Raw genomic sequence first — 26,133 nt, 5'->3', positions numbered from 1 at the left:
TGCCTGATCGGGCGTTACTTGGATTCGTTCGCGGCGTTGGCGACGGTATCGCCTGCTGACGCGACGTCCTTGCCGGCGCCTTCAATGGTGTTGCACGCCGCGACCAGGAACACACCCGTCAGCGCTGCACATGCGATGATCTTGCGCATTGGAACTCCTCTATTCTTCGCCCGCTGCGGGGCCGCCGGATCAATGCGCGGCGGCGCAGAAACGTTCCTTGCGCGCTCACGCGGACGGGGCGGTCACGAAGAGAGAAGTCGCTGATTCTGAAAAGATTTAGGCCCGGAAGCGCCACCGGGGGGGGAGGGTTGACGCTTCCGGGCCCATGTCTTGGACAGCGAGAGCGGGGGGGCAAAAGGTCGCTATCCGGGGATGAAAACGCTGGTCACACGGCTGGGTTCCGCCTGCGGGACGAAAATTTTTCGGAATTACGGGCGACCGCTCACCGCGATCGTCGCCTCATAGACGCCGATCAGAGGATCGTGGTGGAGCTGCGTCCGCAACTGTCGCGCGAGGCCCGTCAGAACCCGGCCATAGCGCTTTTCGAGCAGCGCCTCCAGCGCGGGGCCGCCGGTCAGGGCCGGGGAAGAGGCGCGCAGAATCGCCCGGCTCGCATCTTCGGATGCCTTGATCGAAATGCGAATCTGCGCACTTTCATTGCAGGTCATCGCCAGTTCAACGAGCTCGGTAAGCAGGAAGGCGACGGCAATCGCCACGTCCTGCGTCACCAGCAGCGATTCGATTTCCAGCGTGATGCCCAGTCCTGCGGCACGATCGGGCGCCGTCGCGCGGAGGTTGGCAGCAAGTTCGCCGATCACCGAGCGCAGTTCCAGCCCGCGTGTCTCTTCCATTTCGGCATAATGGTGGCGGTGGACGACCGCGAGGGCATCTACGCGGCGCTGGATCGAGGCATAGGCGTCGGCAGCTTCGGCGCCCTTCGCCGCACGGGCGTGGAAGTTGATCAGACTGGAAATGACCTGCAGATTGTTCTTCACTCGGTGGTGCACTTCGCGCGTCAGTTTGGTCTGGCGCACCAGCCCCTGCGCCAGATCTGCCTCGTGAGCCTGGACGGTGCGGCTGATCTGGCTGAACGTGTCGCCCAGCTCGCGGATTTCCTGCGCCGGGATCGCGCCGAAGCGGCGCGTGTCGATCACTTCGCCCGGCCGGTAATTGGCGACGTTGCTGCGCAGCTGGCGGAGTGGCCGGATCAGCAAGATATCGACGACGAACCAGCCGATTGCCGCGGCCGCGATCCACATCAGGACCAGCAGGACGGTGGCGATCATCAGCGGTGAGGTGATCGGCGTGCCGGGCATTGCCATTTCCAGCCGCAGCCCATCGATGCCGAGCGCATTGACGACTGCTTCGCGCCGCTCCAGCGGGCCGCCGTTCGACAGGGTACGCAGCGTCAGCCGCTCGCCGTCGTGCACCAGTGCAGCGCCATAATCGGGCACGAAGCCCCTGGGGCGGGCGACAGTCGCGAGCAGGTCACGCGGATAGAGCGCAATCGCGCGCATGCCGCCGATGCCGTCGATCCGGAGCAGGAGGGCGTCGCCCGCAAAGGCAACCAGTGTCTGCCCGGGCTTGGCGACAATGCGCGGCTCCGGACGGTCGAAGCGCTGGCCGCACAGCGTCTGCCCGCGCGCGTTCAGGATGACGAACCGGGCCTGGGGCTGGGTGGCATAGGTGCCTGCCAGCCGCGTGCAGCTGGGGGCATCGTGCGGATCGCGTTCCAGCGCGACCAGCGCCTCGCCCAGTTGCGACAGATGGTTCGCGAGCAGGTTTTCCAGAACGCTGGTGCTTTCGCGCGCAACCACCTGCAGGCGTTCGCGTGCCTCCGAATCGGCGTTACGGGCAGTCTGCAGCGTCGTGAACAGCGCAATCAGGGCAAGCGGAAGCAGGGCACCGACCAGGATGAGGAAAACCTTGGCACCGGTGGGCATGCGAGCCATCGCAACCGACAAAGCCCGGCTGCGCGGCGCTGAGTCCGTGCTGTCCATGCAGCGTGGATTAGTCGAGCTTTTTCAGCAGGTCGAGCAAATCGTCGGGCACGACTTCATGAAGCGTTTCGTCATAGGCCTGGCGTAAGGCATCGCCGAGGTTGCGGACGGGGCGACCCGCTTCCGCATCTCCGTTCGACTTCGGCGACTTGCGAGGATCGTCTTTTTCGGAACGCACCAATTCCCCCCTGAAGGCCCGGAGTGTCCGGGGCCCCGGACCATGAACGACACATCAACCGCGTTCGCCGAATACCGACAACGCAGCCGAGCGCAAGCGCCCGGCAATTCCCGCGATTGAACGATGAAACAAAAAAGCCGCTCGATTGTTCCACAGCCGATGCGAAATCCGGGGAGGGGTTCCTTCGGGTGACGGAATCGATTGAAACAAGGCTGCGCGGGGGTGAAACAGGTTCCCGCACTCGATGGAGAAAAAACAGGTCATGTCGCTTGGTCAGCAACTCGCGCCCCATCTTCCGCTCCTGCGTCGCTATGCCCGTGCCCTGAACGGCAGCCAGGCAGAAGGCGACCGCTACGTTCGCGCCGCGCTCGAAGCCATCGTCGCGGCGCCCGACCAGTTTCCGCGCGAAGTCGATCCCCGGCTGGGTCTGTACCGCACGTTTCAGGCGATCTGGCAATCCACCCAGGTCGATGAGAGCGCGGGCGCCGACGATTCAGTCAATGAGAGCGAAGCCATTGCCCGCAAGCGGCTGGCGCGGCTGACGCCGCTGTCGCGGCAGGCACTGCTGCTGACCACGGTGGAGGGCTTTACGCCCGAAGATACGGCTTATCTGATCGGCGAGGAGACTGGGCGCGTGACCGAACTGGTGGCGGAAGCCGTGAGCGAAATCGAGCGCCAGACCCGCACCCGCGTGATGATCATCGAAGACGAGCCGCTGATCGCGATGGACCTCGAACAGATCGTCCGCGATCTGGGCCATGATGTTACGGGCGTGGCGGTCACTCGCGACGAGGCAGTGGCGCTGGCGATGGAAGATCGTCCTGGGCTGGTGCTCGCCGACATCCAGCTGGCCGACGACAGTTCGGGCATTGACGCGGTAAAGGACATCCTTGCCGAATTCAGCGTGCCGGTGATCTTCATCACCGCTTTCCCGGAGCGGTTGCTGACCGGCGAACGCCCCGAGCCGACCTTCCTGATTACCAAGCCTTTTCAGCGCGAAACCGTGAAGGCGACCATCAGCCAAGCGCTGTTCTTCGATGAAGCGACAGTTCCCGCCTGAAAAAAGTTCAGGCGGGTTCCACCTGATACGGACCCAAAACGGTACTCAGCTGTTGTTCATGCATGGCTGAGCAAAACGAACCCGCCCCCATCTCCACGGATCGGGCCCGTGCCGGCACTACGCCGCACGTTGCGCGCTATGTGCTGGGGGGCGGTTTGTTGCTCGTGATCGTCGCTTTCGCGATCATTCTGTGGGTTTGATCATTTGTATTCGGGGGGACGCTTGGTTGAAAACTTGGCCGCGGGCCCCAGCTCTGATTCACCTCGCGTATCCGTGCGCGCAAAAGAACGGGACCGCATGACTGACTCCAATCCGTCGGAAGAAGAAGGCGTCGCGACCAGTGCGGTGCCGGCGGAGCATGTTTCGCTGTCGGACCCCGAGTTCAAGACGCAGCTTGCCCAGGTCATTCCGCACCTCCGCGCCTTCGGGCGCTCGCTATCGGGCAGCCGCGATCTCGCGGACGATCTGGTACAGGAAACGCTGCTGAAGGCGTGGGCGGCGCGCAAGCGGTTTCAGGCCGGCACCAATATGCGCGCCTGGACCTTCATCATCCTGCGCAACCTGTATCTCAGCCAGATGCGCCGTGCCCGCTTCAAGGGCGAGTGGGACGATCTGGTGGCCGACCGGCTACTGGCAGCCCCCGCCAGCCAGGATCGTCACGTCGAGCTCTCCGACATGCAGCGCGCGCTGCTCCATTTGCCGCAGCCGCAGCGCGAGGCGCTTATTCTGGTCGGTGCCGGCGGCTTCGCCTATGAGGAAGCAGCGGAAATCTGCCAGGTAGCGGTGGGCACGATCAAGAGCCGCGTGGCACGCGGGCGCGTCGCGCTGGAGGCGTTGCTTTCCGAAGGCCAGCTGCCCTCTCGCCGTGACAGCCATATCAACGAGGACGGCCGCAGCGCGCTCGACACGATCATGGGCGAGGTCGACGATTTGAGCCGCGACCGCTAATTAATCGGTTTCGACCTGTGGCCCTTCGCCGAAGGCGAGGGGCCAATTTTTATAGCGATTTCAGTATCTGCGGTTGCTCGCTTGCGCGCCCAGCTGCGCCAGCAACTGCGCCATGTCCTCGGGCAGTCTCAATTCGCGCGCATAGGCATCGCGGAGCGCCGACCCGATCGCGTCGCCCGCGCGCGGTGCTTCGATGCGGAACATCGTCGCAGCTTGTGCCTCGGGGGCGTCGTTTCGCGCAGGGCGTGTCACATCGCTGAAACGGCCCTGCATTGCTTTCGTTGCCCGTTTCGTCGCAATTGTGCCGCGCCCTGAGACTGATGGAAGGTCGTTTGCCCTTGTCTTCCCCTTCGCTGGACGCAGCGCTGGCGCGCGCAGATGCGCATTCGCCCTTCCTAGCGATGGTAATGGCGCGTGAGGCCGCCCTGCTGGGGCGGCTGGATGTCGCCCTTGCCGATCCGATGGCCGCCGCGGCAGCCGATCTGCCGGAGGAAATGCCGGTCGGGCAGCGGCTGCGCATCGAACGGCGTCGGCTGGCGCTGTTGGCTGCGCTGGGTGATCTGGCCGGCCTGTACGACTTTGGGCGCGTCACGCGGCTGCTCAGCGACTTTGCCGATGGCGCTGTGGATCGCGCCATTGCCGCGGCCATTGCGGAGCGCACCCCCGGCGCCGAACCGCGCGGGTTTGCCGCCATTGCACTGGGCAAGCAGGGCAGCCGCGAACTCAACTATTCCTCGGACATCGATCCGATTCTTTTGTTCGATCCGGCCACGCTGCCATGCCGGCCCCGCGAGGCACCGGAAGAAGCGGCGGTGCGGATCGGGCGGCGGGTCGTCGAACTGCTGCAGGCGCGTGACGGCGACGGCTATGTGCTGCGCGTCGATCTGCGGCTGCGGCCCTCCCCGGAAGCGACCCCGATCGTGCTGCCGGTCGAAGCGGCGATTTCCTACTATGAAAGCCAGGCGCTGCCGTGGGAGCGGGCAGCCTTCATCCGGGCCCGCGCCTGCGCCGGCGATCTGGCGTTGGGCGAAGGCTTCCTGTCCGCCATCCGCCCGTTCGTGTGGCGCCGCGCGCTCGATTTCGGGGCGATCCGCGAGATACGCGAAATCTCGCGTCGCATTCGCGACCATTACAGCCAGGGCCAGCGCTTCGGCCCGGGCTATGATTTGAAGCGCGGCCGTGGAGGCATCCGCGAAGTCGAGTTCTTTGCGCAGGTGCATCAGCTGATCCATGGCGGACGCGATGCCACGCTGCGCGTCCCCGCGACGCGCGACGCGCTGGCGGCGCTCGCGCAGGCCGAACGGATCGATCCCGCAGACGCTGCTGCACTCGACCAGGCCTATGTGCAGCTCCGCACGATCGAACATCGCCTGCAGATGGTCGATGATCGCCAGACGCATACGCTCCCGGCCGACCCGGCTGCGCTTGCCAATGTCGCGCAGTTGCACGGGCTGTCGGACGGCGATGCGCTGATTGCGCTGCTCCAGCCGCATGTCGAACGGGTGGGGGCTATTTACGACTCGCTGGCAGGGGAAGGGGAGGGGACCGTTCCCGGCGATCCCGATCGGCTCGCCACATGCCTGGCCGAAGCGGGATTCGCCGATACGGACACGCCCTGCCGGCTGATCGAGAGTTGGCGCGGCGGCGCCTATCCGGCCTTGCGCAGTCCTGCTTCGCGTGAGGCGCTGGAGGCGGTGTTGCCGGGGCTGGTGGCAGCGTTCGGCGGTGCGCCCGATCCGCAGCATGCCATAACCCGCTTCGATGCGATGCTGTCGCGCCTGCCCAGCGCCATCAACATCTTCCGCCTGCTGGAGGCGCAGCCGCCGCTGGCCCGGCTGTTGAGCGCGATCCTCAGCCATGCGCCGACGCTTGCCGAGCAACTGGGGCGGAGCGCAGAACTGCTCGATGGTTTGATCGATGCGACGGCGCTCGCGCCGGTTGCGAGCGTCGCGGATCTGGCGGCCGAAATGGGCGCTGCCGAGCGGGGCGCTGATTATCAGTGGCGGCTGGAGTTTGTCCGGCGGCTGGTGGGCGAGAAACGCTTTGCGCTGGGGGCGCAGATCATCGCCGGGGTGAGCGACCCGCTGGAAGTCTCAACCGGCTATGCCTGCGTTGCAGAGGCGGCGATCGAGGTGTTGGCATCGGCCACCATTGCCGAATTCGCGGAAGCGCATGGCCGCGTTCCTGATAGCGAGATGGTGATTCTGGCGCTCGGCCGGATGGGTGGGCAGGCGCTTACCCATGCCTCGGACCTAGACCTGATCTACCTGTTCACCGGCGATTATGCTGCGGAATCGGACGGGCGGCGGCCGCTTGGTGCCGTCACCTATTACAACCGGCTGGCACAGCGGATAACGGCTGCCCTTTCTGTGCCGACGGCGGCGGGGCCGCTGTACGAGGTGGATACGCGGCTGCGGCCTTCGGGCATGCAGGGCCCCTTGTCGGTCTCGCTGGAAGGATTCCGTCGCTATCAGGAGGAGGAGGCCTGGACCTGGGAGCATATGGCGCTCACGCGCGCGCGTCCGGTGTTCGGTTCGCCCGCAGCGCGGGCGGCCGTTTCACAAGTGGTGGCGGAGGTGCTGCAAGGCGCGCGGCCGGTGCGCGACATTGCCGCCGATGCGGCACACATGCGAACGGAAATGGCGACGCACAAGCCGCCGGCCGGGCCGCTTGATGCCAAGCTGCTGGACGGCGGTCTGGTCGATCTGGAATTCGCCACCCATGTGCTGCAGCTGGTGCATCGCACCGGCTTCGATCCGCATCTCGGCCTTGCGATCGACGCGCTGATCGGCGCCGGGTTGATGCCGAAGACGATGCGGCCGGCGCATGACTTTCTCAGTCGGCTGCTGGTGACGATGCGGCTGGTCGCACCCGATGCCCAGCCGCCGGGCCCGACCAGCCGGGCACTCATCGCCCGCGCGGTCGGCCTTCCCGAATGGGAAGCGGTGGTTGCGACGCTCGATCAGACGCGGCAGGAGGTCCGCCAATGTTGGGCCGACATCCAGGCCCGTAGCTGACGGAGGCGAACATGGCACTGGAAGAAGGCGGCAAGCTGCCCAAGGCGGAACTGGTGGCGGCGGACGGCAGCACGATTGTGCTGCCCGAATGGGCGGCGGGCAAGCCGTTCGTGCTCTATTTCTACCCCAAGGACGATACCTCGGGCTGCACGCGCGAGGCGCAGGATTTCTCAGGTTTGATGGACGACTTCACCGCCGCCGGCGCGCTGGTGCTCGGCGTGTCGAAGGACCCGCCCGCCAAGCACCAGAAGTTTACCGCCAAATATGATCTGACCGTGCCGCTCGCCACCGACGAGAGCGGCGCGCTGATGGAGGCGCTTGGCGCCTGGGTCGAAAAGTCGATGTACGGCAAGAAATATATGGGCATCGAGCGCTCCACCTTCCTGTTCGGCGCGGATGGCACGCTGGTGCGCGCCTGGCGCAAGGTGAAGGTGCCGGACCATGCCGAGGAAGTGCTGGGCGCCGTGAAGGGGCTGGCCTGACCTACATGCGCAGCGTTGCCGAAGCCGCGCGGGACGTACTCCAAGCGGGCGACCCCATCGCCAAGGTGATGGCCGCCCGCGCTGCCGCGCGCGACTGGCGGCTGGGGCGGCTGGCGCATCGCTTCGATGTGGCGATGCCCGATCGGCCGGCGCGGCCGGCCCGGCCCGAGTTGTTGCCGCCCAACCGCATGCCCAAGCGTGGGCGGGGCGGATCGGAGCAGGGGCGGATCGCGCTGATCCATGCGCTGGCCCATATCGAGTTCGTCGCAATCGACCTGGCCTTCGATATGGTTGGCCGTTTCGGTGGCCAGTTCCCGCGTGGCTTTGTCGACGACTGGATGTGCGTAGGCGCGGATGAAGCGATGCATTTTGCGTTGCTCGAACGGCGGTTGCGCGGTCTGCATAGCCATTACGGCGCCTTGCCTGCGCATGACGGGCTATGGGACGCCGCCGTCGTGACGATGCACGATCCGCTCGCCCGGCTGGCGGTGGTGCCCATGGTTCTGGAGGCGCGGGGCCTCGACGTCACGCCCGCGACCATCGCGCGATTCGAGGCGTCCGGCGACGCCGTAACGACCCGCATTCTGCAACGAATTCTGGAGGACGAGGTGCGCCATGTGCGGGCGGGAACGCGCTGGTTCGAATCGGCCTGCAAGCAACGCGATTTCGCACCCGCAACGACCTGGCAGGAACTGGTGCGAACCTATTTCCGGGGGCTCATTAAGCCGCCGTTCAACGACTCGGCGCGCGACTCAGCCGGTTTGACGCGTGAATATTACCAAGCGCTTGTCGGCGGCTGATAATCGTCCAAAAGGCAAGGAAATGTTCCGGACGCGAAGGGGCTGTCGCTTCGGGACGTCTTCCATCTCGAAGCCAACGCCGGGTCGCACGGTGTAGCTTCATGACTTGCCGGGGACTCATGAGCGAACCGTTCAAGGCCGAAAACGTGAAGCTTGCGCAGAAGTTCCGTTCGTTCTTCACCACGCGCGATTTCATTTTTCACGACGGACAGGCGCTGCGCCGGTTCAGCGTCGGTGGACGCAACCAGGCACTGTTTGCGGGTGTCGCGGCTGTCACCGTGCTGTTCTCCGGCTATGGCGTGTCGCAGGCGATGGCTGGCGCGATTACGTTGGCCGGCGCTGTCGCCAAGCCCGGCTCGCCGGCGGAGCAGGTCGCCCGCATGCGCGCCGAAGTGGCGAAGTTGCAGGCCGATGTCGCCGCCGCCAAGGAAGCCGCAAAGCTCCATGCCGCCAGGGTCGAACAGCGTCAGGCGTTGCTGAACGCGGTCGTGTCCGGCAAGGGCGACCGCTCGCTCATCGAGCGTGACCTTCCCGACGCGGCGGCGCGCACGAGCGCGCTGGGCGAGGAAGTCACCGCACCGCTGCGCCGGGTCGAGGCGCGCCAGCTTGCGCTTGCCTCCAAGGCGATTGCTGCGGGTGAGGCGCGCTATCGTCTGGTTGCCGGTCATCTGAAGCGCCTCGGCATTACGCCGGACCGTTTCGTCCGGACCAAGGTGGCGATGGGCGGTCCCTATGAGCCGGTAAGCGATGACGACAACTCCACCGCTTCGGCGGCCACTGCCGATGCCGATGCGCAGTTCCGCGCGCTGTTCCTCACCTGGAAGAAGCTCGATTCGCTGGAGCAGACGGTGATTTCGATCCCGTCGATGCAGCCCGTGCAGCATGTTACCTTCACGTCGCTGTTCGGCGTGCGCTCCGATCCTTTCCGTGGGACGGCGGCTATGCATCCGGGCGTCGATATTCCGGGCGCCATGGGCACGCCGATCTATGCTACAGCCGATGGCGTGGTGTCGCATGCAGGTCGGCAGGGCGGCTATGGCAATCTGGTTGAAATCAACCATGGCCGCGGCCTTGAAACGCGCTACGGCCATCTCTCGAAGATCCTCGTTGCTGATAACACGCGGGTCCATCGCGGCCAGATCATCGGTCTGATGGGGTCGACCGGCCGCTCGACCGGCACGCACCTGCACTATGAAGTGCGGATCGACGGCCGCGCCGTAAACCCGATCCCGTTCCTCCAGACGGGCGAATATGTGGCCCAGAATCAGGTCAATGCGCAGGGTGGTGTCGGCGGTCCGCGCTGACGCATTGCCTGGCGGTGCGGGGCGCACTATCTCCGCACCATGACTGTGGTTAGCGCTTCCGAGATCGGCTTTTCGCCTGCAGCCGCCGCGCGCGTTGCGGCGATCGCTGTCAAACAGGGCAAGCCGGCAATCCTCCGCCTCTCGGTGGAAGGCGGTGGCTGTTCCGGTTTCCAATATCGTTTCGGACTGGCTGAAGCAGTCGACAGCGATGACCAGGTGACGGAAACAGATGGTGTGCGACTGGTCGTCGATTCAGTCAGCCTCGATTTCGTGCGCGGCGCTACGGTAGACTTTGTCGACAATCTGGGTGGCGCCCATTTCAGCGTCGCCAATCCGAACGCTGCATCCGGCTGCGGCTGCGGCACCAGCTTCTCGGTCTGAGCGCGCGCCTTGAAAATCGTTACCTACAACGTCAACGGCATCAAGGCCCGTCTCGAGCGTCTGCTCGAATATCTGGACGAGGAAAAGCCGGACATCGTCTGCCTTCAGGAACTGAAGGGCGCCGACGAGACGCTGCCTGTCGCGGCGATCGAAGGCGCCGGCTATGGCGGCGTGTTCCACGGGCAGAAGGGCTTTAATGGCGTCGCCGTGCTCGCGCGCGGGCAGCAGCCCGTAGAGCGGCAGCGCGGCCTGGCGGGCGATCCTGAGGACGCGCACAGTCGCTATGTCGAAGTCGAAGTGGGCGACCTGATCGTCGCCTCGATCTATCTGCCCAACGGCAATCCTCAACCTGGGCCGAAATTCGACTATAAGCTGCGCTGGATGGAGCGGCTGCAGGACCGCGCCCGCGCGCTGCTGGCCGAAGAGCGGGCGGTGGTGCTGGCAGGTGACTATAACGTCATCCCGAACGATGACGACACCTTCTCGGTCCGCGCCATGGCCGAGGATGCACTGATGCAGCCCGAATCGCGCGAGCGATACCGCGCGCTGCTGGCCCAGGGGTGGACCGACGCGCTGCGTACCCGCTACCCGGCCGGGGGTATCTGGACTTTCTGGGATTATCAGGCGGGCGCCTGGCAGCGCGATGCGGGCTTTCGCATCGATCATTTGCTGATGAGCCCGCAGGCAGCCGATCGCTTCACCGGTGCCGGCGTCGACAAGGCATATCGCGGTCGCGAGAAGGCGAGCGACCACGCGCCGACCTGGATCACGCTACGCTGAACCGCGCCGGGGGCGGTGTTGCTTGCCGGTATACGATGCCGCGAAGTGGTGTGCCGTGCTACGCCTTGGTGTGTATTGCTGATATAATACGGTATGCCTGGGGTGGTGTTTCCCGTAATGCGTTGTATATAAACAAAAAGATTTTTGGCACGATGGCTGCAATGCCGGAATTGCCGGCGAAAACGAAGGAGCGTCGGCTTGATCCGCTAACAAGGGAATCCAGCCATGACTGCTATTCGACAAAAGTCTTCCCGTCTCGCCATCGCTTTTGTTGCCTGTGCGATGACGATCTCGGCACTGGGCGCGGCGCCCGCCAGCGCCGCCGCCTTCGATCCTGACGTTACTCAACCCGCCGCGAAGCCCGTCAAGAAGGATATCGCGACGCTCAGTTTGCCGGAGCGGAAGTTAGTCTGGTGTGTCAGTCGGCGCCCGGTCGGCGAAAAGACCGCATGGAAAACGCGGTGCAAATCCCGCGAAGCCTGGATCAAGGAAGGGCAGGACCCGTTCCGTCAATATTGACCAGCTGAAGCTCCCGCAGCGCAATGCCGCGGGAGCCTTTCCGGATCAAAGCGCCTTTTGGTAGATAAGATATTCCCGATTGATGCGGCTTTCGATCGCGTCGGCAATCGCGACCATTCCCTGATTATCTTCGAGGATCCAGCCGATTTCGCCGCGCGAAGCGCCGTAGTGCGCAACCGAGGCACGGCGGATATATTCGATCATCATGAAAGCTAGCTGGCTGGCCATCCGCGACGATTGCAGCCGCTTCACCACGCCCATCAGCGGCACGCGCATCGTGCGCGAGCGCGGCTTGCGCAACCAAAGCAGCAGCTTGGCCCAGCCGAACGGAAGCAGGGATCCCTTGAGCGGCTTCAGCGGTTCGTTGAGGTCGGGCAGGGTCACCATGAAGGCGACCGGCTCACCATCATATTCAGCAATGCGGATCAGGTCGTTGAATACGAGAGGTTTTAGCTTCTTGCCGACATCGTCGACTTCGGGTTGGGTTAGGGGTACGAAACCCCAGTTATCGGACCATGCGTCGTTGAGGATGGCGAGGATGATCGCTGCTTCCTCGGCGAATTTTGCCTTGTTTACCTGGCGGATACGGATCCGCGGGTTCTTTTCGCCGCTTGCGACGATGCGTTGCACGATCGGCGGAAATTCTTTCGTAATGTCGAGTTCATAGGTGACGATCTTCTTCGCCGGGCCATAACCCTGCGCCTCGATCCAGCCCTGATAGCGCGCCGGGTGATGCCCCATCAGCACGGTCGGCGAATGGTCATGCCCCTTCACCAGCAGGCCGGGCTCTTCCCAGATCGACAGGCTGACCGGACCGATCGCTCGGGTCAAGCCCTTGGCGCGCAGCCAGTCCTCGGCCTGGGCGATGACCGCGGCGGCGACTTCGGCATCCTCCGCCTCGAACATCCCCCAGAAACCGGTGCCGGGGCCAAAGCCCTGCTCGGCCGGCATTTCCAGCGCCAGCCGGTCGATATGCGCAGAGATGCGGCCAACCACCCGACCCGCCCGCTCGGCGAGGAACAGTTGGCCCTCGGCATGGCTGAACCAGCCATTCTTCTTCGGACTGATCGTGCCCGCCACTTCGTCGCGCAGCGGCGCAACCCAGTGGGGATCGTCGCCGTTCAGGCGATAGGCGAGTTCGATGAATGCCTTGGTATCGGCCTTGCCCGAAACCGGGCGGACCGTGAGGTCGGTATTGGCCATGCTGCGGATCCCCAGAAAAACTTGATACGGCGCAATGCAGTCTTGCGTCCGAAGGCGCCTGTCAAGCGACAGGTGTGCACCGCAGCGACTTGCCTCCCATGGGCCCTGTATTGCCACCGTATAGCCACTATCTAAGGCCAATGGCAGAACCTATGACCCAATCGCTAGCCTTCGATCTTCCGGACGCCGACGTCTCGGCGACGATCGCACGTATCCGGCTTTCGGGCGTTCCGGACGACCGCGCGATGTTGCGCGCCGCCGTGGAGCTGACCCGCGACCTGCACACTCCCAAGCAATGGCTCTACTGGACCGACTGCCTGCTTTCCGCGGCTATCGGCTATGCCGGCATGGCGGCGGCGATGTTCGCTGCCTCGCCCTGGGTGGCGGTGATCGGCGGCATCATCGCGGTGCTGGCGCTCTATCGTGCCGAGCTGTTCATCCACGAGATCACCCATGTGAAGCATTCGCTGCTGCCGGGCTTCCGGCTGGGGTGGAACATGGTAGTGGGCGTGCCGCTGCTGCTGCCCTCGTTCATGTATGAAGGCATTCACAGCCTGCATCATGCCCGCACCCGTTACGGCACCGATCTGGATCCGGAATATCTGCCGCTCGCGCGGATGAAGCCGTGGACGCTGCCGCTGTTCCTGCTCGTCTCGGTGTTGATGCCGATCGGTCTGCTGATCCGTTTCGCGGTGCTGGCGCCGCTGTCGCTGGTCTTTCCGAAGCTGCGCCGGCTGGTTGTCGCGCGTTATTCCGGGCTGCAGATCAATCCGTCGTTCGAGCGGCGGATGCCCGAGGGCGCGTTCCGCCGCCAGTGGTTCTGGCAGGAACTGGGTGCCAGCCTGTTTGCGATCACGCTGATCGGCATCACCGTGGCGGGCATCCTGCCGCTGCGCGCTTTCCTTGCCTATATCGCCATCGTGGCAGCGTCGGCCGTGATCAATCAGGTGCGCACGCTAGTTGCCCATCTCTGGGAAAATGAAGGCGAGCCGCTAACCGTCACCGCCCAGTATCTGGATAGCGTCAACGTGCCCGAACCCGGCTTCCTCCCTTATCTCTGGGCGCCGGTGGGCTTGCGCTATCACGCGCTGCACCATCTGCTTCCGGCCGTTCCCTATCATTCGCTGGGTGAGGCGCACCGGCGGCTGGTCGCGGCGCTCGATCCTGACTCGGCCTATCACAAGGCCAATTATCCCACGCTGTCCGGGCTGGTGGTAAAGCTGGCACAGGGAACGCTGCGCCAGCGCTGATCGTCTCGCAAATGCTGTCGACAAGGGCCGGGGCAGGGATGCTCCGGCCTTTTGTTTTGGTGCGTCGCGTTTCTGCTTTGCGAGAGCCGCCCCGACAGTGCCTGCCCGGCGATTGTCACAGACAAGCCATTCCTGTAGCGACGGCCAGTCGCGAAAAACGGCTGTTTGGATGAGTAATCCTCCTCCACAAGCGGCAGCGTACACACCTTTCCGCGCACTCGCACGGATGGCCGGCGTCTCCCCCTGCAATTGCCAGCATCGAAGGATGCCGCGAACCAAGGAGCGCTTTCATGCGACCAATCGCCATTATCGGCGCCGGCCTTGGCGGCAGCGATATTTTCGTACCTGCACGAATGGCAAAGTTTAGGAAGTTTAGGCTCACGCGCGTAATTGCGGGAGGCGCGTGGTTTGATCCGACGATTCAAAGAGCGGCGCACCTTTTTGGGGGTGTTTCCGAACATATGGGGAACAGGTGGTGCCTGGCAAGAGGGCCGCCAGAAAGCTAGCGGACGCAACCGTCCCCGCTATTCCTCCGTCCGCAACAGTACCGCTTCGCCGATCATCAGGAACAGCAGGAAGGGTGCCCAGGCGGCGAGAAACGGCGGGTAGGCCCCCAGATTGCCCATGGCCAGCGCGAAATTGTCGGCGACGAAATAGAGGAAGCCCAGCGCCATGCCGATGACGATGCGGATGAACAGCTTGCCAGACCGGGCAAGGCCGAATGCCGATACGGCCCCCAGCAATGGCATCAGCAGCGCTGATAGCGGCCCTGACAATTTGTGCCACAGCGATCCTTCCAGCGCCTTGGTGGGGCGGCCGGCCGCCTTCAGTTCGCCGATTGCTTCGCTGAGGGCGCCGAAGGACATGGTGTCGGCATCGACGTGCGACAGGGTGAACTGGTCGGGCCGCACGCCCCGGCCCATGATCGCCGGTGGCAGCGGGGCGATCGTGCCGGTGGCGACATCGAAGCGCTGGGCGCCATCGACGCGCCAGCCATCGCCCGAGCGCTGGCCATGCTTGGCGGTGAGGATCGAGATCAGCGAGCCGCCCTTGCGCTCATAAACGGTAATGCCAAACAGCTGCGTTGCCGCGCCCTTGCCCTTGATCTGGCGTACCTCGGCAAGATGGGTGCCGTCGCGCACCCACACATTGGTGCGGTCGCCACGGTCGATCGGCAGCGGGGCGAAATCGACCTTCTTCCATTGTTCGAGCGCGGCGGTCGCACGGCTGACGATGCGGTCGTTGAAGCCGAAGGAAAACAGCGCGATGCCGAAGCCGACGACGAGCAGCGGCGCCAGCACCTGATGCGCGGAGAGCCCGCCGGCCTTGAGCGCGATGACTTCGCTGTTCTGGTTAAGCTGCGCCATGGTCAGGATCGCGCCGCCCAGTACCGAATAGGGCAGGAACGTCGCCATGATCTGCGGCGCACGCATGCCGACATAGCGCCATATCTCCGCGCTGCCATTGCCCGGATAGGCAAGGATGTTGGCGGATTCGGTCAGCAGGTCCAGCGACTGCAGCACCAGCACCAGAGCCCCCAGAATCGCAAAGGTGCGAAGCAGGAACATGCGGCCCATATAGACCGACATGGTGGGTGAGGGGAAAAAGGCCGACAAGTTCATTCGGCCGGCTCCGGTTTCGGCCGGCGGCGGCCGGGCAGCAACTTGCCCAGCAGCTTGCCGGCTTTGGCGAACACCCGCTCCAGCGCGCCGATCGGCTGGCCGCCGGGCACATAGGCGACGGTGTGATACATCCAGATCGTCATGCCGGCGAAAATGGCAAAGGGAACCCAAAGTGCGATGATGGGGTCGATCCGTCCCAGGCTGCCGAACCCCTGCGCATATTCGTTCACCTTGTGATAGGTCACGATGATGAAGATGGAGAGGAAGACACCCAGCGCCGAGGTGGAGCGCTTCGGCGGAATCCCCAGCGCCACCGCCAGCATCGGCAGCAGGAACATCGAAGTAACTTCCGCCATGCGGTAATGGAAAGCAGAGCGGCTGGTTTCGCGCTCTTCCTCATTCGAATGCGGATCGTGGCCGGTCACCACCAGCTCGGGCAGGGTGCGCTCGACATTCTTGTCCCCGCGCTTGCGGAACTGCTCATATTTGGGGAGCGGGATCGGCAGGTTGTGGGTGCTGAAGGTGAGCACGCGCGGCACCGGCGAGCTCTTGTCGTAATGGACCAGCGTGCCGTTGGTCAGGTGGAAGATGATCGTGTCCGGATCGTCGGCGCGCAGGAACTGGCCGCGCTCCGCCGTCACCGCCAGCGGCGTGCCGTCCTTGGTCATCATCTGCACGAAAATGCCGCGCAGGTCGCGCCCTTCATTCTGGCTCGATTCGATGCGCATCGTCATCTTCGAGCCGAAATTGGTGAACTCGCCCACCTTGATCGAAGCGCCCAACGCACCCGAGCGCAGCTCGAACCGCAACTGCTCGTAATTGTAGCGCGAGGTGGGCTGGAGGAAGCCGACGATGCCGAAATTGATGACTGCCAGCACGATGGCGTACATGTAGGGCACGCGCAGCAGGCGGGTATAGCCGATGCCCACGGCGCGCAGCACGTCCAGTTCCGATGTCGTGGCCAGCTTGCGGAAGGCGAGCAGCACGCCCAGCATCAGCCCGATCGGAATGCCGAGGCCCAGATATTCGGGCAGCAGGTTGGCGAGCATGCGCCACACCACGCTGACCGGCCCGCCCTCGGTCGCGACGAACTCGAACAGACGCAGCATGCGGTCGAGCACGAGCAGCATCGCCGAGATGATAAGCGTCGAGATCAGCGGAACCGCGATCAGCCGCGCCATATAGCGATCGATCGAATTCATGCGTCCGCCGAAGGCCCTCAATCCTGTCATCGCGCCTTGCCATTCTTCGTTACGGCGCGAACGATCGACCGCCTATAGCCGTGCTGAACGCCGATGCCACCCGGAAAGTGGCATGTACTGCGCAACATGCCGCAGTGGCAGGGCAACTGGGGGTGACGGAATCGCTCCAACCGTTTATGGGCCCGCGATGCATTTCCTCGATCAAGCCAAGATTTTCGTCCGTTCCGGCACGGGCGGCCCGGGTGCGGTTAGCTTCCGGCGCGAAAAGTACATCGAATATGGTGGCCCCGACGGCGGCGACGGCGGCAAGGGCGGCGACATCATTTTCGAAGCCGTGCCGGGCCTGAACACGCTGATCGATTTCCGCTACACCCAGCATTTCCGGGCACCCCGCGGCACAGGCGGGGCGGGATCGAACCGGACGGGCGCGGGCGGCAAGGATCTGGTGATCCAGGTGCCGGTCGGCACGCAGGTGCTGGCCGATGACGAGGAGCGCACGCTGCTGCTCGACCTGACCAAGGAAGGCGAGCGCGTGGTGTTCCTGCGCGGCGGCGACGGCGGGCGCGGCAATGCCAGCTACAAGACCTCCACCAACCGCACGCCGCGCCAGCACGGCACCGGCTGGCCGGGTGACGAGGCATGGGTCTGGCTGCGGTTGAAGCTGCTGGCCGATGCCGGACTGGTGGGGCTGCCCAATGCCGGCAAGTCCACCTTCATCAATGCCGTCACCAATGCGCAGGCCAAGGTGGGTGAATATGCCTTCACCACCACCCGGCCGCAGCTGGGCGTGGTGCGGCATAAGGGCAGCGAATTCGTGATCGCCGACATTCCCGGCCTGATCGAAGGCGCCGCCGAAGGGGCGGGCATCGGCGACCGGTTCCTGGGGCATATCGAACGCTGCCGGGTGCTGCTCCATCTGGTCGACGCGAATGACGAGGATGTTGCCACCAGCTACCGCATCGTCCGCGACGAGCTGGAGGCCTATGGCGCCGGGCTGATCGACAAGCCGGTGGTCGTCGCGCTCAACAAGATCGACATGCTCGACGACGAGCTGATCGCCGCGCTGTCCGCGGAACTGGAAGAAGCGAGCGGGGCGCCGGTAATCCCCATTTCAGGTGCGGCGGGCACGGGCGTCGACTGGGTGCTCGATCAGTTGCTGGAAGCCATTGGCCCTGCCGAACAGCGGGCGCGGGCAGATAGTACCGATGAGGATGAAGAACCCGTGGAATGGTCGCCGCTCTGACGCATTTCTAGGGCAAGGCAGCGCTCCTGATTCGTGATGGGAGAGTGCCATGGGTGCGTTCGGCTGGGTTCGGGGACTGTTCGGGGGCAAGGCTTCGCCCGAGCCGGCGCCGATCCTGCCGGTGGCGGAACCCGGCGTCATCGAGCGTTCCGCGCTGGTGCGCGCGCGCTTCTGGGCGGGGCTGGGGCAGGCCGGCGACCGCATCCTCTCCTCGGCGCCGGCGGCATCGATGTGGCCGGGCGGGCACGAGGCCTATCGTCTGGTCCATCGCGACAGCGCCATCCTGCTCGCCACCGACGGGCTTTCCGACCCGCTTGACGAATCGGCGGGCGTCAACGGCTTTGAGATCGAACTGTTCGTGGAAGGCGCGGGCGAGGGCACGCCTTCGCCGGTAGCCGGCGACGGCTGGATGCTGGAGGTGCTGCGCCGCGTCGCCGCGATCGTGGTGGAGGAGGGCGGCATCCTGCGCACGCTCGATCGTCATGGCCCGATTCCGCTTGAGCTGACGAATGTCTCCAGTTCGGCTGCGATCACCGCGCGCCTGCCCGAACATTTCATCACTGCCGACGATGTGCTGGGCGTGATGATCGGCGCACCCGAGCCTGATTTCGATACCCGTATCAGCGACATGCCGCTTTCGCCGGTGCGCGTCGTGCCGGTGGTGCTGCTGACGGCCGCAGAGCTGGGCGAGATCCGCGCCGGCGACAGCGAGACGCGCGATGCGGTGGTGGCGCGGCTCGCCCAGTCGGGTTCGGGCCATCGCAGCGACCTGCAGCGGGAATCGCTCGTCTGAGCGCTTGGCATACCCCGACAGCGGCCGCTAAGAGCGCGTCCATGTCTGCGCCCGCCCCTGCTGCCGATGCGATCGGCTTTCTGCCCGCGCAATGCGCGCGGCTGGTGGTCAAGGTCGGGTCGTCGCTGCTCGTCGATCCCGAAGGCAGCGTGCGTCGCGACTGGCTGGCGGGGCTGGTCGCTGACCTGGGCGAGCGCGCCCGGGCGGGGCAGCAACTCGTGATCGTATCCTCCGGCGCGATTGCGCTGGGAGCGCGGCGCCTCAAATTGCCCAAGGGCGGCCGCGCCAGCCTGGAGGACGCGCAGGCCGCCGCAGCGACCGGGCAGATCGCGCTGTCGAGCATCTGGGCGGAACTGCTCCATGGCGAGGGGCTGACGGCCGCGCAGATGCTGGTGACGCTCGACGATCTCGAGGATCGCCGCCGCTATCTGAACGTGTCTGCCACGCTGGACCGGTTGCTGCGGCTGGGCGTGGTGCCGGTGATCAACGAGAATGACTCGGTCGCCACCGAGGAAATCCGCTTCGGCGATAACGACCGGCTCGCTGCCCGCGTCGCCAGCGCGGCCAATGCCGATGGCGTGGTGCTGCTGTCGGATGTCGACGGTCTGTACACCGCCAATCCCAACACCAATCCCGATGCGGCGCTGATCCCGCTGGTCCACAATATCGACGACCGCATCGAGAATATGGCCGATCGCGAATCGCGTTCCGGCATGGGATCGGGCGGCATGGTCTCGAAGGTGGAAGCAGCGCGTATCGCGACCAGTGCCGGGGCGCATCTCGCCATCGCCGATGGCCGGGTGGCGAACCCGCTGGCGCGACTGGCGCAGACGCGGCACGGCACCTTGTTCCTGGCGCAGAGGAGCGGGGCGGCGCGCAAGGCGTGGTTGCGCGGCGGGCTGACTGCCAAGGGTACGATCCATATCGATGCCGGTGCGGCGCAGGCACTGCGCGAAGGGCGCAGCCTGCTATCGGCCGGGGCAACCCGCGTCGAAGGGCGCTTCGCCCGTGGCGACCTGGTGGTAATCGTCGCGCCGGACGGCAAACATGTCGCTCGCGGGCTGGCCGAATATGGCCATGTCGACGCTTCGCGCATCGTCGGCCGGCGCAGCGAGGAGCTGGTGGAAATTCTGGGCTATGCGCCGCGCGCGGCGCTGGTCCACCGCAGCCATATGGCGCTGCTGTGAGCGTGCTGGCGATCACCGGCGGCACCGGCTTTGTCGGGTCGCGGCTGATAACGCTGGCGGTGGAGGCCGGCCATCAGGTGCGCGCGCTCGCCCGGCGCGACCAGCCGGCGCGCGAAGGCGTTAGCTGGGTGCGCGGCGATCTCGATGCGGCGGATGCGCTGGCGGCACTGTGCGCCGGCGCCGATGCGGTGATTCATGTGGCGGGAGTGGTGAATGCGCCCGACCGCGAAGGCTTCGCACATGGCAATATCACCGGCACGGCGAACATGCTGGCGGCGGCGAAACAGGCTGGCATCCGCCGTTTCGTCCACGTCTCTTCGCTTGCCGCGCGCGAGCCGGCGCTGTCGGCCTATGGCTGGTCGAAAGCAGAGGCGGACAAGCTGGTCGAAGCATCCGGGCTCGACTGGACGATCGTATGCCCGCCGGCCATTTACGGCCCCGGCGACAAGGAATTGCTCGAGCTGTTCCGGCTGGCGCAGCGCGGGCTGGCGATCGGCCCCGCCGGCGGGCGCTTCTCGGTTATCGAGGTCGGCGATCTCGGTCGGCTGTTGCTGGCACTTGCCGCGACCGATGCGCTGCCCGGCTATCTCGACCCTGATGATGGCGCCCCGGGCGGCTGGAGCCATGGCGATTTCGGCCGGGCGATCGGCAAGGCAGTGGGCAAGCGTGTCGCCGCGATCGGTCTGCCCAAGGCGGTGCTGATGCTGGTCGCCTGGGGCGACAAGCTGGTGCGTGGCAAGGGCGCCAAGCTGACTCCCGATCGCGTATCCTATTTCTGTCACCCCGACTGGGTTTCCGATCCGGCGCGACGGCCGCCGACCAATTTGTGGGTGCCGGAGGTTGAGACCGGCGAGGGGCTGGCGCACACCGCCGCCTGGTATCGTGTGAACGGGCTGCTGTAGCCGCCGCCGTCCTACAATAGGGGCATGTGGAACGCCCCGATCAAGCTGATCATCTGGGATCTAGACGACACGCTGTGGCTTGGCACGCTGGCCGATGGCGAGGCGGTGGTGCTGGATGCTGGCCGTGCCGAGCTGATCCGCGCGTTCAACGCGCGTGGCGTCGTGTCGTCGATCTGTTCGAAGAACGACTTCGCCGCCGCCCGGGCGCAGCTCGAGGCGTTCGGTATGTGGGATGCCTTCGTGTTCCCGCACATTGCCTTCACGCCCAAGCCCGATGCGGTGCGGGCGATCATCGACGACATGCAGTTGCGAGCCGCGAATGTGCTGTTCGTCGACGATAATCCGCAGAACCTCCACGGCGTGCGCCATGCGCTGCCCGACATCCACACGCTCGACGCCACTGCCCCGGATGCCGACGAGCAGCTCGCCGGGCTGCTTGCGCTGCAGACCGGCCGGCGCAGCCGCGTCGAGGAATATCGCGTTCTGGAGCGCAAGCGCGCCGATCGCAGCGCGGCGCCGGCCGCTTCGCACCAGGATTTCCTGCGCGCGTCGGAACTACGAGCCTGTGCGCCTTTCCTGATGGACAATCTGGAATTCGCGCCGCGCATCGCCGAGCTGATCAATCGCGCCAACCAGCTCAACTATACCAGCTCGCGCGTTGAGACAGAAGCGCTGGAGCGGGCGATCATCGACGTGAAGCGGCACGAATGCTGGTCGATCTTCGCCTGGGACAAATACGGCCGATATGGTCTGGTCGGCTTCGTGATGGTCGACCGGCTGGAGAAGCGCTTCGTCCATTTCACCTTTTCGTGCCGGGCGATGCATATGGGGCTGGAGGCCTGGGCGCTGGACAAGGTCCGCGTGCTGCATCCGGAACTGGACGGCAGCGCGTGGGCAGGGCGGTTCGATGCCGGTCCCCCCGACTGGATCACCGATTGCGACTTCCACGATCCCGCTATCCGTGCCGCAGTCCGCGCCGATCTCGCCGTAGAACCGGTCGCCGATCCGGCGATCCGCATCATGTTCGATTGCCAGTCGGGCGGCATCGCCCATTACAGCCGCTTCCGCACCGTGACTGAGTTCGACAACCGGCCCCGAGTGTTCCGGCTGGGGATGATGGAAGACGGCAGCCATGCCGGGCAGCATTTCCCCCCGTTTCTCGTCTATGGCGCGACGGTCGACTATCTCGATGTGCAGTGGCCCGATCGGTGGCATCTGCTCGAACGCGGCGTGTACGAGAAATGTGTGCTGCGGCTGTGCATCCACCTGATCGAGCATGACCTGAAGATGCTGGTGGTGTTGCCGCCCGAGAACGCGCCGGACGCGAAATATCGCCACGGACTCAATCATACGCCCGAACGTGCCCGGCTGTTCAACGCGCTGTGGCGGCGGATCGCACGCGAGAACCCCCGGCATGTCTGGATACTGGAAGTCGCGCACCTGCTCGACGATCCCGACGAGATGGCCGATGTGACGCATTATCGCCCCGCACTGCTCCAGAAGATCGCCGATCAGATGGACCTGTGGGTGCATCAGGTGCTGGCTGAAGCAGATCTTGCCAGCACCGGCTGACCGGGCGGGCCCCGCATCGCCCCGTCTTGGGCCTGTTTCCGCCGCATTCGCTTGGCACTCGGGCGCGATCACTCTAAGGACCGCTCGCATGACTGATCGTGCAGAAATCTTCGAAGCCGTCACCGCCCAGATTGCCCCGTTCAACAAAAAGGGCGTCGCGCTGACCGATACCACCACCTTCGCCGGCGACCTGGAGTGGGACAGCCTGACGGTGATGGATTTCGTCGCCGCGATCGAGGACGAATTCGACATCCTCATCACGATGAACATGCAGGCCGAGATCGAAAATGTTGGCCAGCTCGTCGATGCCGTGCAGAAGCTGAAGGGCTGAGCGCGATGACCGACCTGATGAGCAAGTTCGACGGCCTGATCGCCGAGCGGCAGAAGCTGCTCGACAGCGGCGTCACCGATCCGTTCGCGATCGTGATGGATCAGGTCAAGTCGCCGACCGAGGCAGTGATCAAGGGCAAGGACACGATCCTGCTCGGCACCTACAACTATATGGGCATGACGTTCGACCCGGACGTGATCCAGGCCGGCAAGGACGCGCTCGACCAGTTCGGTTCGGGCACCAATGGCAGCCGGATGCTCAACGGCACCTTCCGCGACCATATGGAAGTCGAACAGGCGCTGCGCGATTTCTACGGCGTGTCCGGCGCGATCGTGTTCTCGACTGGCTATATGGCCAATCTGGGCATGATCTCCACGCTTGCCGGCAAGGGCGAGTACATCATCCTCGACGCCGACAGCCATGCCTCGATCTATGACGGCTGCAAGCAGGGCTATGCCGAGATCGTCCGCTTCCGCCACAATGATGTGGCCGATCTCGACAAGCGGCTGGGCCGCTTGCCGGCCGATGCGGGCAAGCTGGTGGTGCTGGAGGGCGTCTATTCGATGCTCGGTGACATCGCCCCGCTGAAGGAAATGGTTGCCGTTGCCAAGAAGCACGGCGCGATGGTGCTGGTCGACGAAGCGCATTCGATGGGCTTTTTCGGCCCCAACGGCCGCGGCGTGTACGAGGATCAGGGCCTGGAGGATCAGGTCGATTTCGTCGTCGGCACCTTCTCCAAGTCGGTCGGCACGGTCGGCGGCTTCTGCATTTCGAACCACCCGAAGTTCGAGGCGATCCGGCTTGCCTGCCGCCCGTATATCTTCACTGCCTCGCTGCCCCCCAGCGTGGTGGCGACCGCCGCAACCTCGATCCGCAAGCTGATGCACGCGCATAACAAGCGCGCGCATCTGTGGGAAAATGCCCGCAAGCTGCATGGCGGCCTGACCGCAATGGGCTTCAAGCTCGGCACCGCCACGCCGGAAAGCGCGATCGTCGCGGTGATCCTGGAGGATCAGGAGCAGGCGGTGGCGATGTGGCAGGCGCTGCTCGACGGCGGCCTGTACGTCAACATGGCCCGTCCGCCGGCAACCCCCGCCGGAACCTTTCTGCTGCGTTGTTCGCTTTGTGCCGAGCACACCGCTGAACAAATCGACCGGGTTCTTGCGATGTTCCGCGCAGCGGGACAGGCCGTGGGCGTGCTCGGCTGAGAGCGCTTTAAAAGCGCGGCGCGGTCGCATAGACTCGCGACCCGATGAACGAGGCAAACCCAGCCCTGGAGCGGTCAGTTCACTTGAAGAACTGGCGCTTTCTGGTTCTCGGCGCCCTGGCGTTGCTGGGCGTCGTGGTGCTGGGTGCGCTGATCCTGATCCAGCAGCGCACCGACAGCGCACGCGACCGGGCGCTGGTGTTGCAGCAGCACAGCTTTGAAGTCATTCTGCGCGCCAACCAGCTTTCCGGCGCGGTTTCGGCGGCGGAAGCGGCGCTGGGCCGCTATGTCGTCAGCGCCGACCGCAATCTGGGCCAGGAATTTTCCGAGCAATGGGGCAAGGCCGGCGAGCAGTTGCAGCGGCTGCGGCAACTCACCGCCGACAACCCCGACCAGCAGCGCCAGATCGAGCGCCTGCAACGCGCCTTTGAAAAGCGCGGTGCCGAACTGAACGAAACGGCGCTCTATTCGACCTACAAGCGTCACCGCGATGCGTGGGGCAGCTATTATCAGGTGCGGCAGAGCGCGGCACGCAGCCAGGTCGAGCGGTTGCTCGATGCGATCGCCGAGCAGGAACGCGGCATCCTGAATACCCGCACCCAGGCGGCGGCGCGGCTGGTCGAAAACTCCAGCTTCGCTTCGCATGTGCTGAGCGGCTTCGGTCTGGTGATTGCGCTGGCGGCGGTAGTGCTGGGCTGGCTGGCGATCGAGGCGCAGGGCGAGCGCGCGGCGGCCGCCGCCGATGCGCTGGCGGAGCGTGAGCGCGCGGCCGAGTTGCGCGCAGCGGTGGAAGCGGCGACGGCGCAGCTTCGCCAGGAAGCACGCGAGCGCGAAGAAGCCGAGGCCAAGCTCCGCCAGGCGCAGAAGATGGACGCCGTTGGCCAGCTTACCGGCGGCATCGCACATGATTTCAACAACATGCTGGCGGTGGTGCTGGGCGGTATTGAACTTGCCCGCCGCCAGATCGGCGGCGATGAAGCCGAGGCTGCGCGTCACCTCGACAACGCACTGGAAGGCGCCAACCGTGCGGCGGCGCTGACGCGCCAGTTGCTCGCCTTTTCCCGGTCGGAGGCGCTGGAGCCCGAGGCGGTGGAGGCTGGCGCGCTGATCGGCGGGATGCGCGACCTGCTCGACCGCACGCTGGGCGACGGCATCGTCGTGACGGCGCTGGATCAGGGCGCCGGCTGGCGCGTCTGGGCGGACCGCCATCAACTTGAAAACGCGGTGCTCAACCTCGCCGTGAACGCGCGCGATGCGATGAACGGCCGCGGCGCGCTGGTCATCACCACCGGCGCGGCGTCGCTCGCCTCGTGCGAAGTGGGTAGCTGCGCGCCGGGTGAATATGTCACCATTGCCGTATGCGATGAGGGCTGCGGCATGACGCCCGAGGTGCTGGAGCGCGTGTTCGAGCCCTTTTTCACCACCAAGCCCGTCGGCAAGGGGACGGGGCTGGGGCTCAGCCAGATCTTCGGCTTCGTGCGCCAGTCGGGCGGCGAGATCGCCATCGACACCGTGCCGGACAGGGGCACGACGGTGACGCTGTACTTGCCACGCCACGCCGATGCTGATGCGGCGCGACCGGCGCCCACGGCGGTCGTCCATGCCGCAGCGCCCGAGCCTGTGACGGCGGGCCAGTACGACATCCTCGTCGTCGAGGACGATCCGCGCGTGCTAACCGCCACGCTCGCCGCGCTGCACGAACTTGGCCACCGCGCCACGGGTTGCGGCGATCCGCTCGCTGCTCCTGCAGCGATTGCCGCCATGCCGTCGCTCGACCTGATCATGACCGACGTGCTGATGCCCGGCCAGACCGGCCCGGAAATGATCGCCGCAGTCGAAGAAAGCATTCGCGGCGTGGGCGTATTGTTCGTCACCGGCTTTGCGGGCGAGGCAAGCGCCGAACTGCTCCGCGACCGCCCGGTACTGCGCAAACCGTTCACCATCGCCGCGCTGGAGCGCGCGGTGCGTGAGGCCGTCGACGAAGAGGGGCGGCGGGTGGCGCAGGCGGCGGAGTAGGGGGGCGCCGGCATATGCGGCCTCCGACGCAGTGTGCGAAGTTTAGGAAGTTTAGGGTGCGGCGCGTTTCGCGTGCCGGTGCATTTGGCCCCCGACGCGGCGTGCGAAGTTTAGGAAGTTTAGGGTGGGGGCGCAT

Annotated in this window: 25 protein-coding genes; 18 read left to right on the top strand and 7 right to left on the bottom strand. The window is 65.2% G+C overall.

All coding sequences use genetic code 11. From position 1 onward, the window contains the following. Positions 1–14: 14 nt before the first annotated feature. From ACT53M_RS13105 to ACT53M_RS13095, 3 genes are all read right to left on the bottom strand, one after another. A complete protein-coding gene (locus ACT53M_RS13105) occupies positions 15–149 on the bottom strand; it encodes an entericidin A/B family lipoprotein (protein ID WP_476233887.1) in 135 nt (44 codons plus the stop codon). Between the two features lie 279 nt (positions 150–428). Then, positions 429–1,943 carry a sensor histidine kinase gene (locus ACT53M_RS13100; protein WP_476233886.1) on the bottom strand — a complete coding sequence of 505 codons (1,515 nt, stop codon included), beginning with the start codon at positions 1,941–1,943 and terminating at the stop codon, positions 429–431. 67 nt (positions 1,944–2,010) lie between these two features. Beyond that, positions 2,011–2,178, bottom strand: coding sequence for a NepR family anti-sigma factor (locus ACT53M_RS13095; protein ID WP_476228103.1), 168 nt, complete (start codon positions 2,176–2,178; stop codon positions 2,011–2,013). 262 nt (positions 2,179–2,440) lie between these two features. Here ACT53M_RS13095 and ACT53M_RS13090 point away from each other — a divergent pair, with 262 nt between their 5' ends. Continuing rightward, positions 2,441–3,238 (top strand): response regulator, encoded by a 798-nt coding sequence (locus ACT53M_RS13090; RefSeq protein WP_476233884.1) that lies wholly within the window; start codon positions 2,441–2,443, stop codon positions 3,236–3,238. A 297-nt stretch (positions 3,239–3,535) separates the two neighbouring features. Beyond that, complete coding sequence (locus ACT53M_RS13085; protein ID WP_476228100.1) at positions 3,536–4,186, top strand: sigma-70 family RNA polymerase sigma factor; 651 nt, start codon at positions 3,536–3,538, stop codon at positions 4,184–4,186. A 60-nt stretch (positions 4,187–4,246) separates the two neighbouring features. Here ACT53M_RS13085 and ACT53M_RS13080 read toward each other — a convergent pair whose 3' ends face one another. Further along, the gene (locus ACT53M_RS13080) at positions 4,247–4,459 is read right to left on the bottom strand and encodes a hypothetical protein (RefSeq protein WP_476233882.1); all 213 of its coding nucleotides are present in this window, start codon (positions 4,457–4,459) and stop codon (positions 4,247–4,249) included. Positions 4,460–4,506: 47 nt separating this feature from the next. Between ACT53M_RS13080 and ACT53M_RS13075 the strand changes: the two genes are divergently transcribed. The 7 genes from ACT53M_RS13075 (at position 4,507) to ACT53M_RS13045 (ending at position 11,469) form a co-directional block, all read left to right on the top strand. Continuing rightward, a complete protein-coding gene (locus ACT53M_RS13075) occupies positions 4,507–7,203 on the top strand; it encodes a bifunctional [glutamine synthetase] adenylyltransferase/[glutamine synthetase]-adenylyl-L-tyrosine phosphorylase (RefSeq protein WP_476233880.1) in 2,697 nt (898 codons plus the stop codon). Between the two features lie 11 nt (positions 7,204–7,214). Then, positions 7,215–7,685 (top strand): peroxiredoxin, encoded by a 471-nt coding sequence (locus tag ACT53M_RS13070; RefSeq protein ID WP_476233878.1) that lies wholly within the window; start codon positions 7,215–7,217, stop codon positions 7,683–7,685. Between the two features lie 5 nt (positions 7,686–7,690). Continuing rightward, the gene (locus tag ACT53M_RS13065; RefSeq protein ID WP_476233876.1) at positions 7,691–8,485 is read left to right on the top strand and encodes a ferritin-like domain-containing protein; all 795 of its coding nucleotides are present in this window, start codon (positions 7,691–7,693) and stop codon (positions 8,483–8,485) included. A gap of 119 nt (positions 8,486–8,604) precedes the next feature. Beyond that, positions 8,605–9,789: a M23 family metallopeptidase gene (locus ACT53M_RS13060; RefSeq protein ID WP_476233874.1), complete on the top strand. Its 1,185-nt coding sequence runs from the start codon at positions 8,605–8,607 to the stop codon at positions 9,787–9,789. Between the two features lie 39 nt (positions 9,790–9,828). After that, the gene (gene erpA / locus ACT53M_RS13055; RefSeq protein ID WP_476233872.1) at positions 9,829–10,170 is read left to right on the top strand and encodes an iron-sulfur cluster insertion protein ErpA; all 342 of its coding nucleotides are present in this window, start codon (positions 9,829–9,831) and stop codon (positions 10,168–10,170) included. A gap of 9 nt (positions 10,171–10,179) precedes the next feature. After that, positions 10,180–10,950 carry an exodeoxyribonuclease III gene (gene xth / locus ACT53M_RS13050; RefSeq protein WP_476233871.1) on the top strand — a complete coding sequence of 257 codons (771 nt, stop codon included), beginning with the start codon at positions 10,180–10,182 and terminating at the stop codon, positions 10,948–10,950. Positions 10,951–11,175: 225 nt separating this feature from the next. Further along, positions 11,176–11,469, top strand: a complete 294-nt coding sequence (locus ACT53M_RS13045; RefSeq protein WP_476233869.1) for a hypothetical protein — start codon at positions 11,176–11,178, stop codon at positions 11,467–11,469. A gap of 45 nt (positions 11,470–11,514) precedes the next feature. Here the strand turns inward: ACT53M_RS13045 and ACT53M_RS13040 are convergent, their stop codons facing one another. Next, entirely contained in the window at positions 11,515–12,672 is a 1,158-nt protein-coding gene (locus tag ACT53M_RS13040) for an N-acetyltransferase (RefSeq protein ID WP_476233867.1), read from the bottom strand. Positions 12,673–12,824: 152 nt separating this feature from the next. Between ACT53M_RS13040 and ACT53M_RS13035 the strand changes: the two genes are divergently transcribed. After that, positions 12,825–13,922, top strand: a complete 1,098-nt coding sequence (locus ACT53M_RS13035; RefSeq protein WP_476233866.1) for a fatty acid desaturase family protein — start codon at positions 12,825–12,827, stop codon at positions 13,920–13,922. A 524-nt stretch (positions 13,923–14,446) separates the two neighbouring features. On the opposite strand, the gene lptG is transcribed toward ACT53M_RS13035, so the two are convergent. Together lptG and lptF are read right to left on the bottom strand one after the other, a co-directional pair. After that, complete coding sequence (gene lptG, locus ACT53M_RS13030; protein WP_476233865.1) at positions 14,447–15,544, bottom strand: LPS export ABC transporter permease LptG; 1,098 nt, start codon at positions 15,542–15,544, stop codon at positions 14,447–14,449. Further along, positions 15,541–16,746 carry an LPS export ABC transporter permease LptF gene (gene lptF / locus ACT53M_RS13025; protein ID WP_476228088.1) on the bottom strand — a complete coding sequence of 402 codons (1,206 nt, stop codon included), beginning with the start codon at positions 16,744–16,746 and terminating at the stop codon, positions 15,541–15,543. The genes lptG and lptF overlap by 4 nt, the downstream gene beginning before the upstream one ends. A gap of 187 nt (positions 16,747–16,933) precedes the next feature. Between lptF and obgE the strand changes: the two genes are divergently transcribed. From obgE to ACT53M_RS12985, 8 genes are all read left to right on the top strand, one after another. Then, the gene (gene obgE, locus ACT53M_RS13020) at positions 16,934–17,989 is read left to right on the top strand and encodes a GTPase ObgE (protein WP_476228087.1); all 1,056 of its coding nucleotides are present in this window, start codon (positions 16,934–16,936) and stop codon (positions 17,987–17,989) included. A 49-nt stretch (positions 17,990–18,038) separates the two neighbouring features. Continuing rightward, a complete protein-coding gene (locus ACT53M_RS13015; protein ID WP_476233864.1) occupies positions 18,039–18,782 on the top strand; it encodes a hypothetical protein in 744 nt (247 codons plus the stop codon). Between the two features lie 41 nt (positions 18,783–18,823). Further along, positions 18,824–19,969 (top strand): glutamate 5-kinase, encoded by a 1,146-nt coding sequence (proB, locus tag ACT53M_RS13010; RefSeq protein ID WP_476233863.1) that lies wholly within the window; start codon positions 18,824–18,826, stop codon positions 19,967–19,969. Next, positions 19,966–20,871: an NAD-dependent epimerase/dehydratase family protein gene (locus ACT53M_RS13005; RefSeq protein WP_476233862.1), complete on the top strand. Its 906-nt coding sequence runs from the start codon at positions 19,966–19,968 to the stop codon at positions 20,869–20,871. Before proB ends, ACT53M_RS13005 begins: the two co-directional genes overlap by 4 nt. 24 nt (positions 20,872–20,895) lie before the next feature. Further along, positions 20,896–22,443, top strand: a complete 1,548-nt coding sequence (locus ACT53M_RS13000) for a hypothetical protein (RefSeq protein ID WP_476233861.1) — start codon at positions 20,896–20,898, stop codon at positions 22,441–22,443. An 88-nt stretch (positions 22,444–22,531) separates the two neighbouring features. After that, the gene (locus ACT53M_RS12995) at positions 22,532–22,774 is read left to right on the top strand and encodes an acyl carrier protein (protein ID WP_476228082.1); all 243 of its coding nucleotides are present in this window, start codon (positions 22,532–22,534) and stop codon (positions 22,772–22,774) included. 5 nt (positions 22,775–22,779) lie between these two features. After that, the gene (spt, locus tag ACT53M_RS12990) at positions 22,780–23,982 is read left to right on the top strand and encodes a serine palmitoyltransferase (RefSeq protein ID WP_476233860.1); all 1,203 of its coding nucleotides are present in this window, start codon (positions 22,780–22,782) and stop codon (positions 23,980–23,982) included. A 44-nt stretch (positions 23,983–24,026) separates the two neighbouring features. After that, the gene (locus ACT53M_RS12985) at positions 24,027–25,997 is read left to right on the top strand and encodes an ATP-binding protein (RefSeq protein ID WP_476233859.1); all 1,971 of its coding nucleotides are present in this window, start codon (positions 24,027–24,029) and stop codon (positions 25,995–25,997) included. The last annotated feature ends 136 nt before the right edge of the window (positions 25,998–26,133 follow it).

Source organism: Sphingomonas sp. DMC6 (assembly GCF_056314225.1).
The sequence above is the reverse complement of the archived record's forward strand: the minus strand, read 5'-3'. Positions and strand labels throughout refer to the sequence as shown.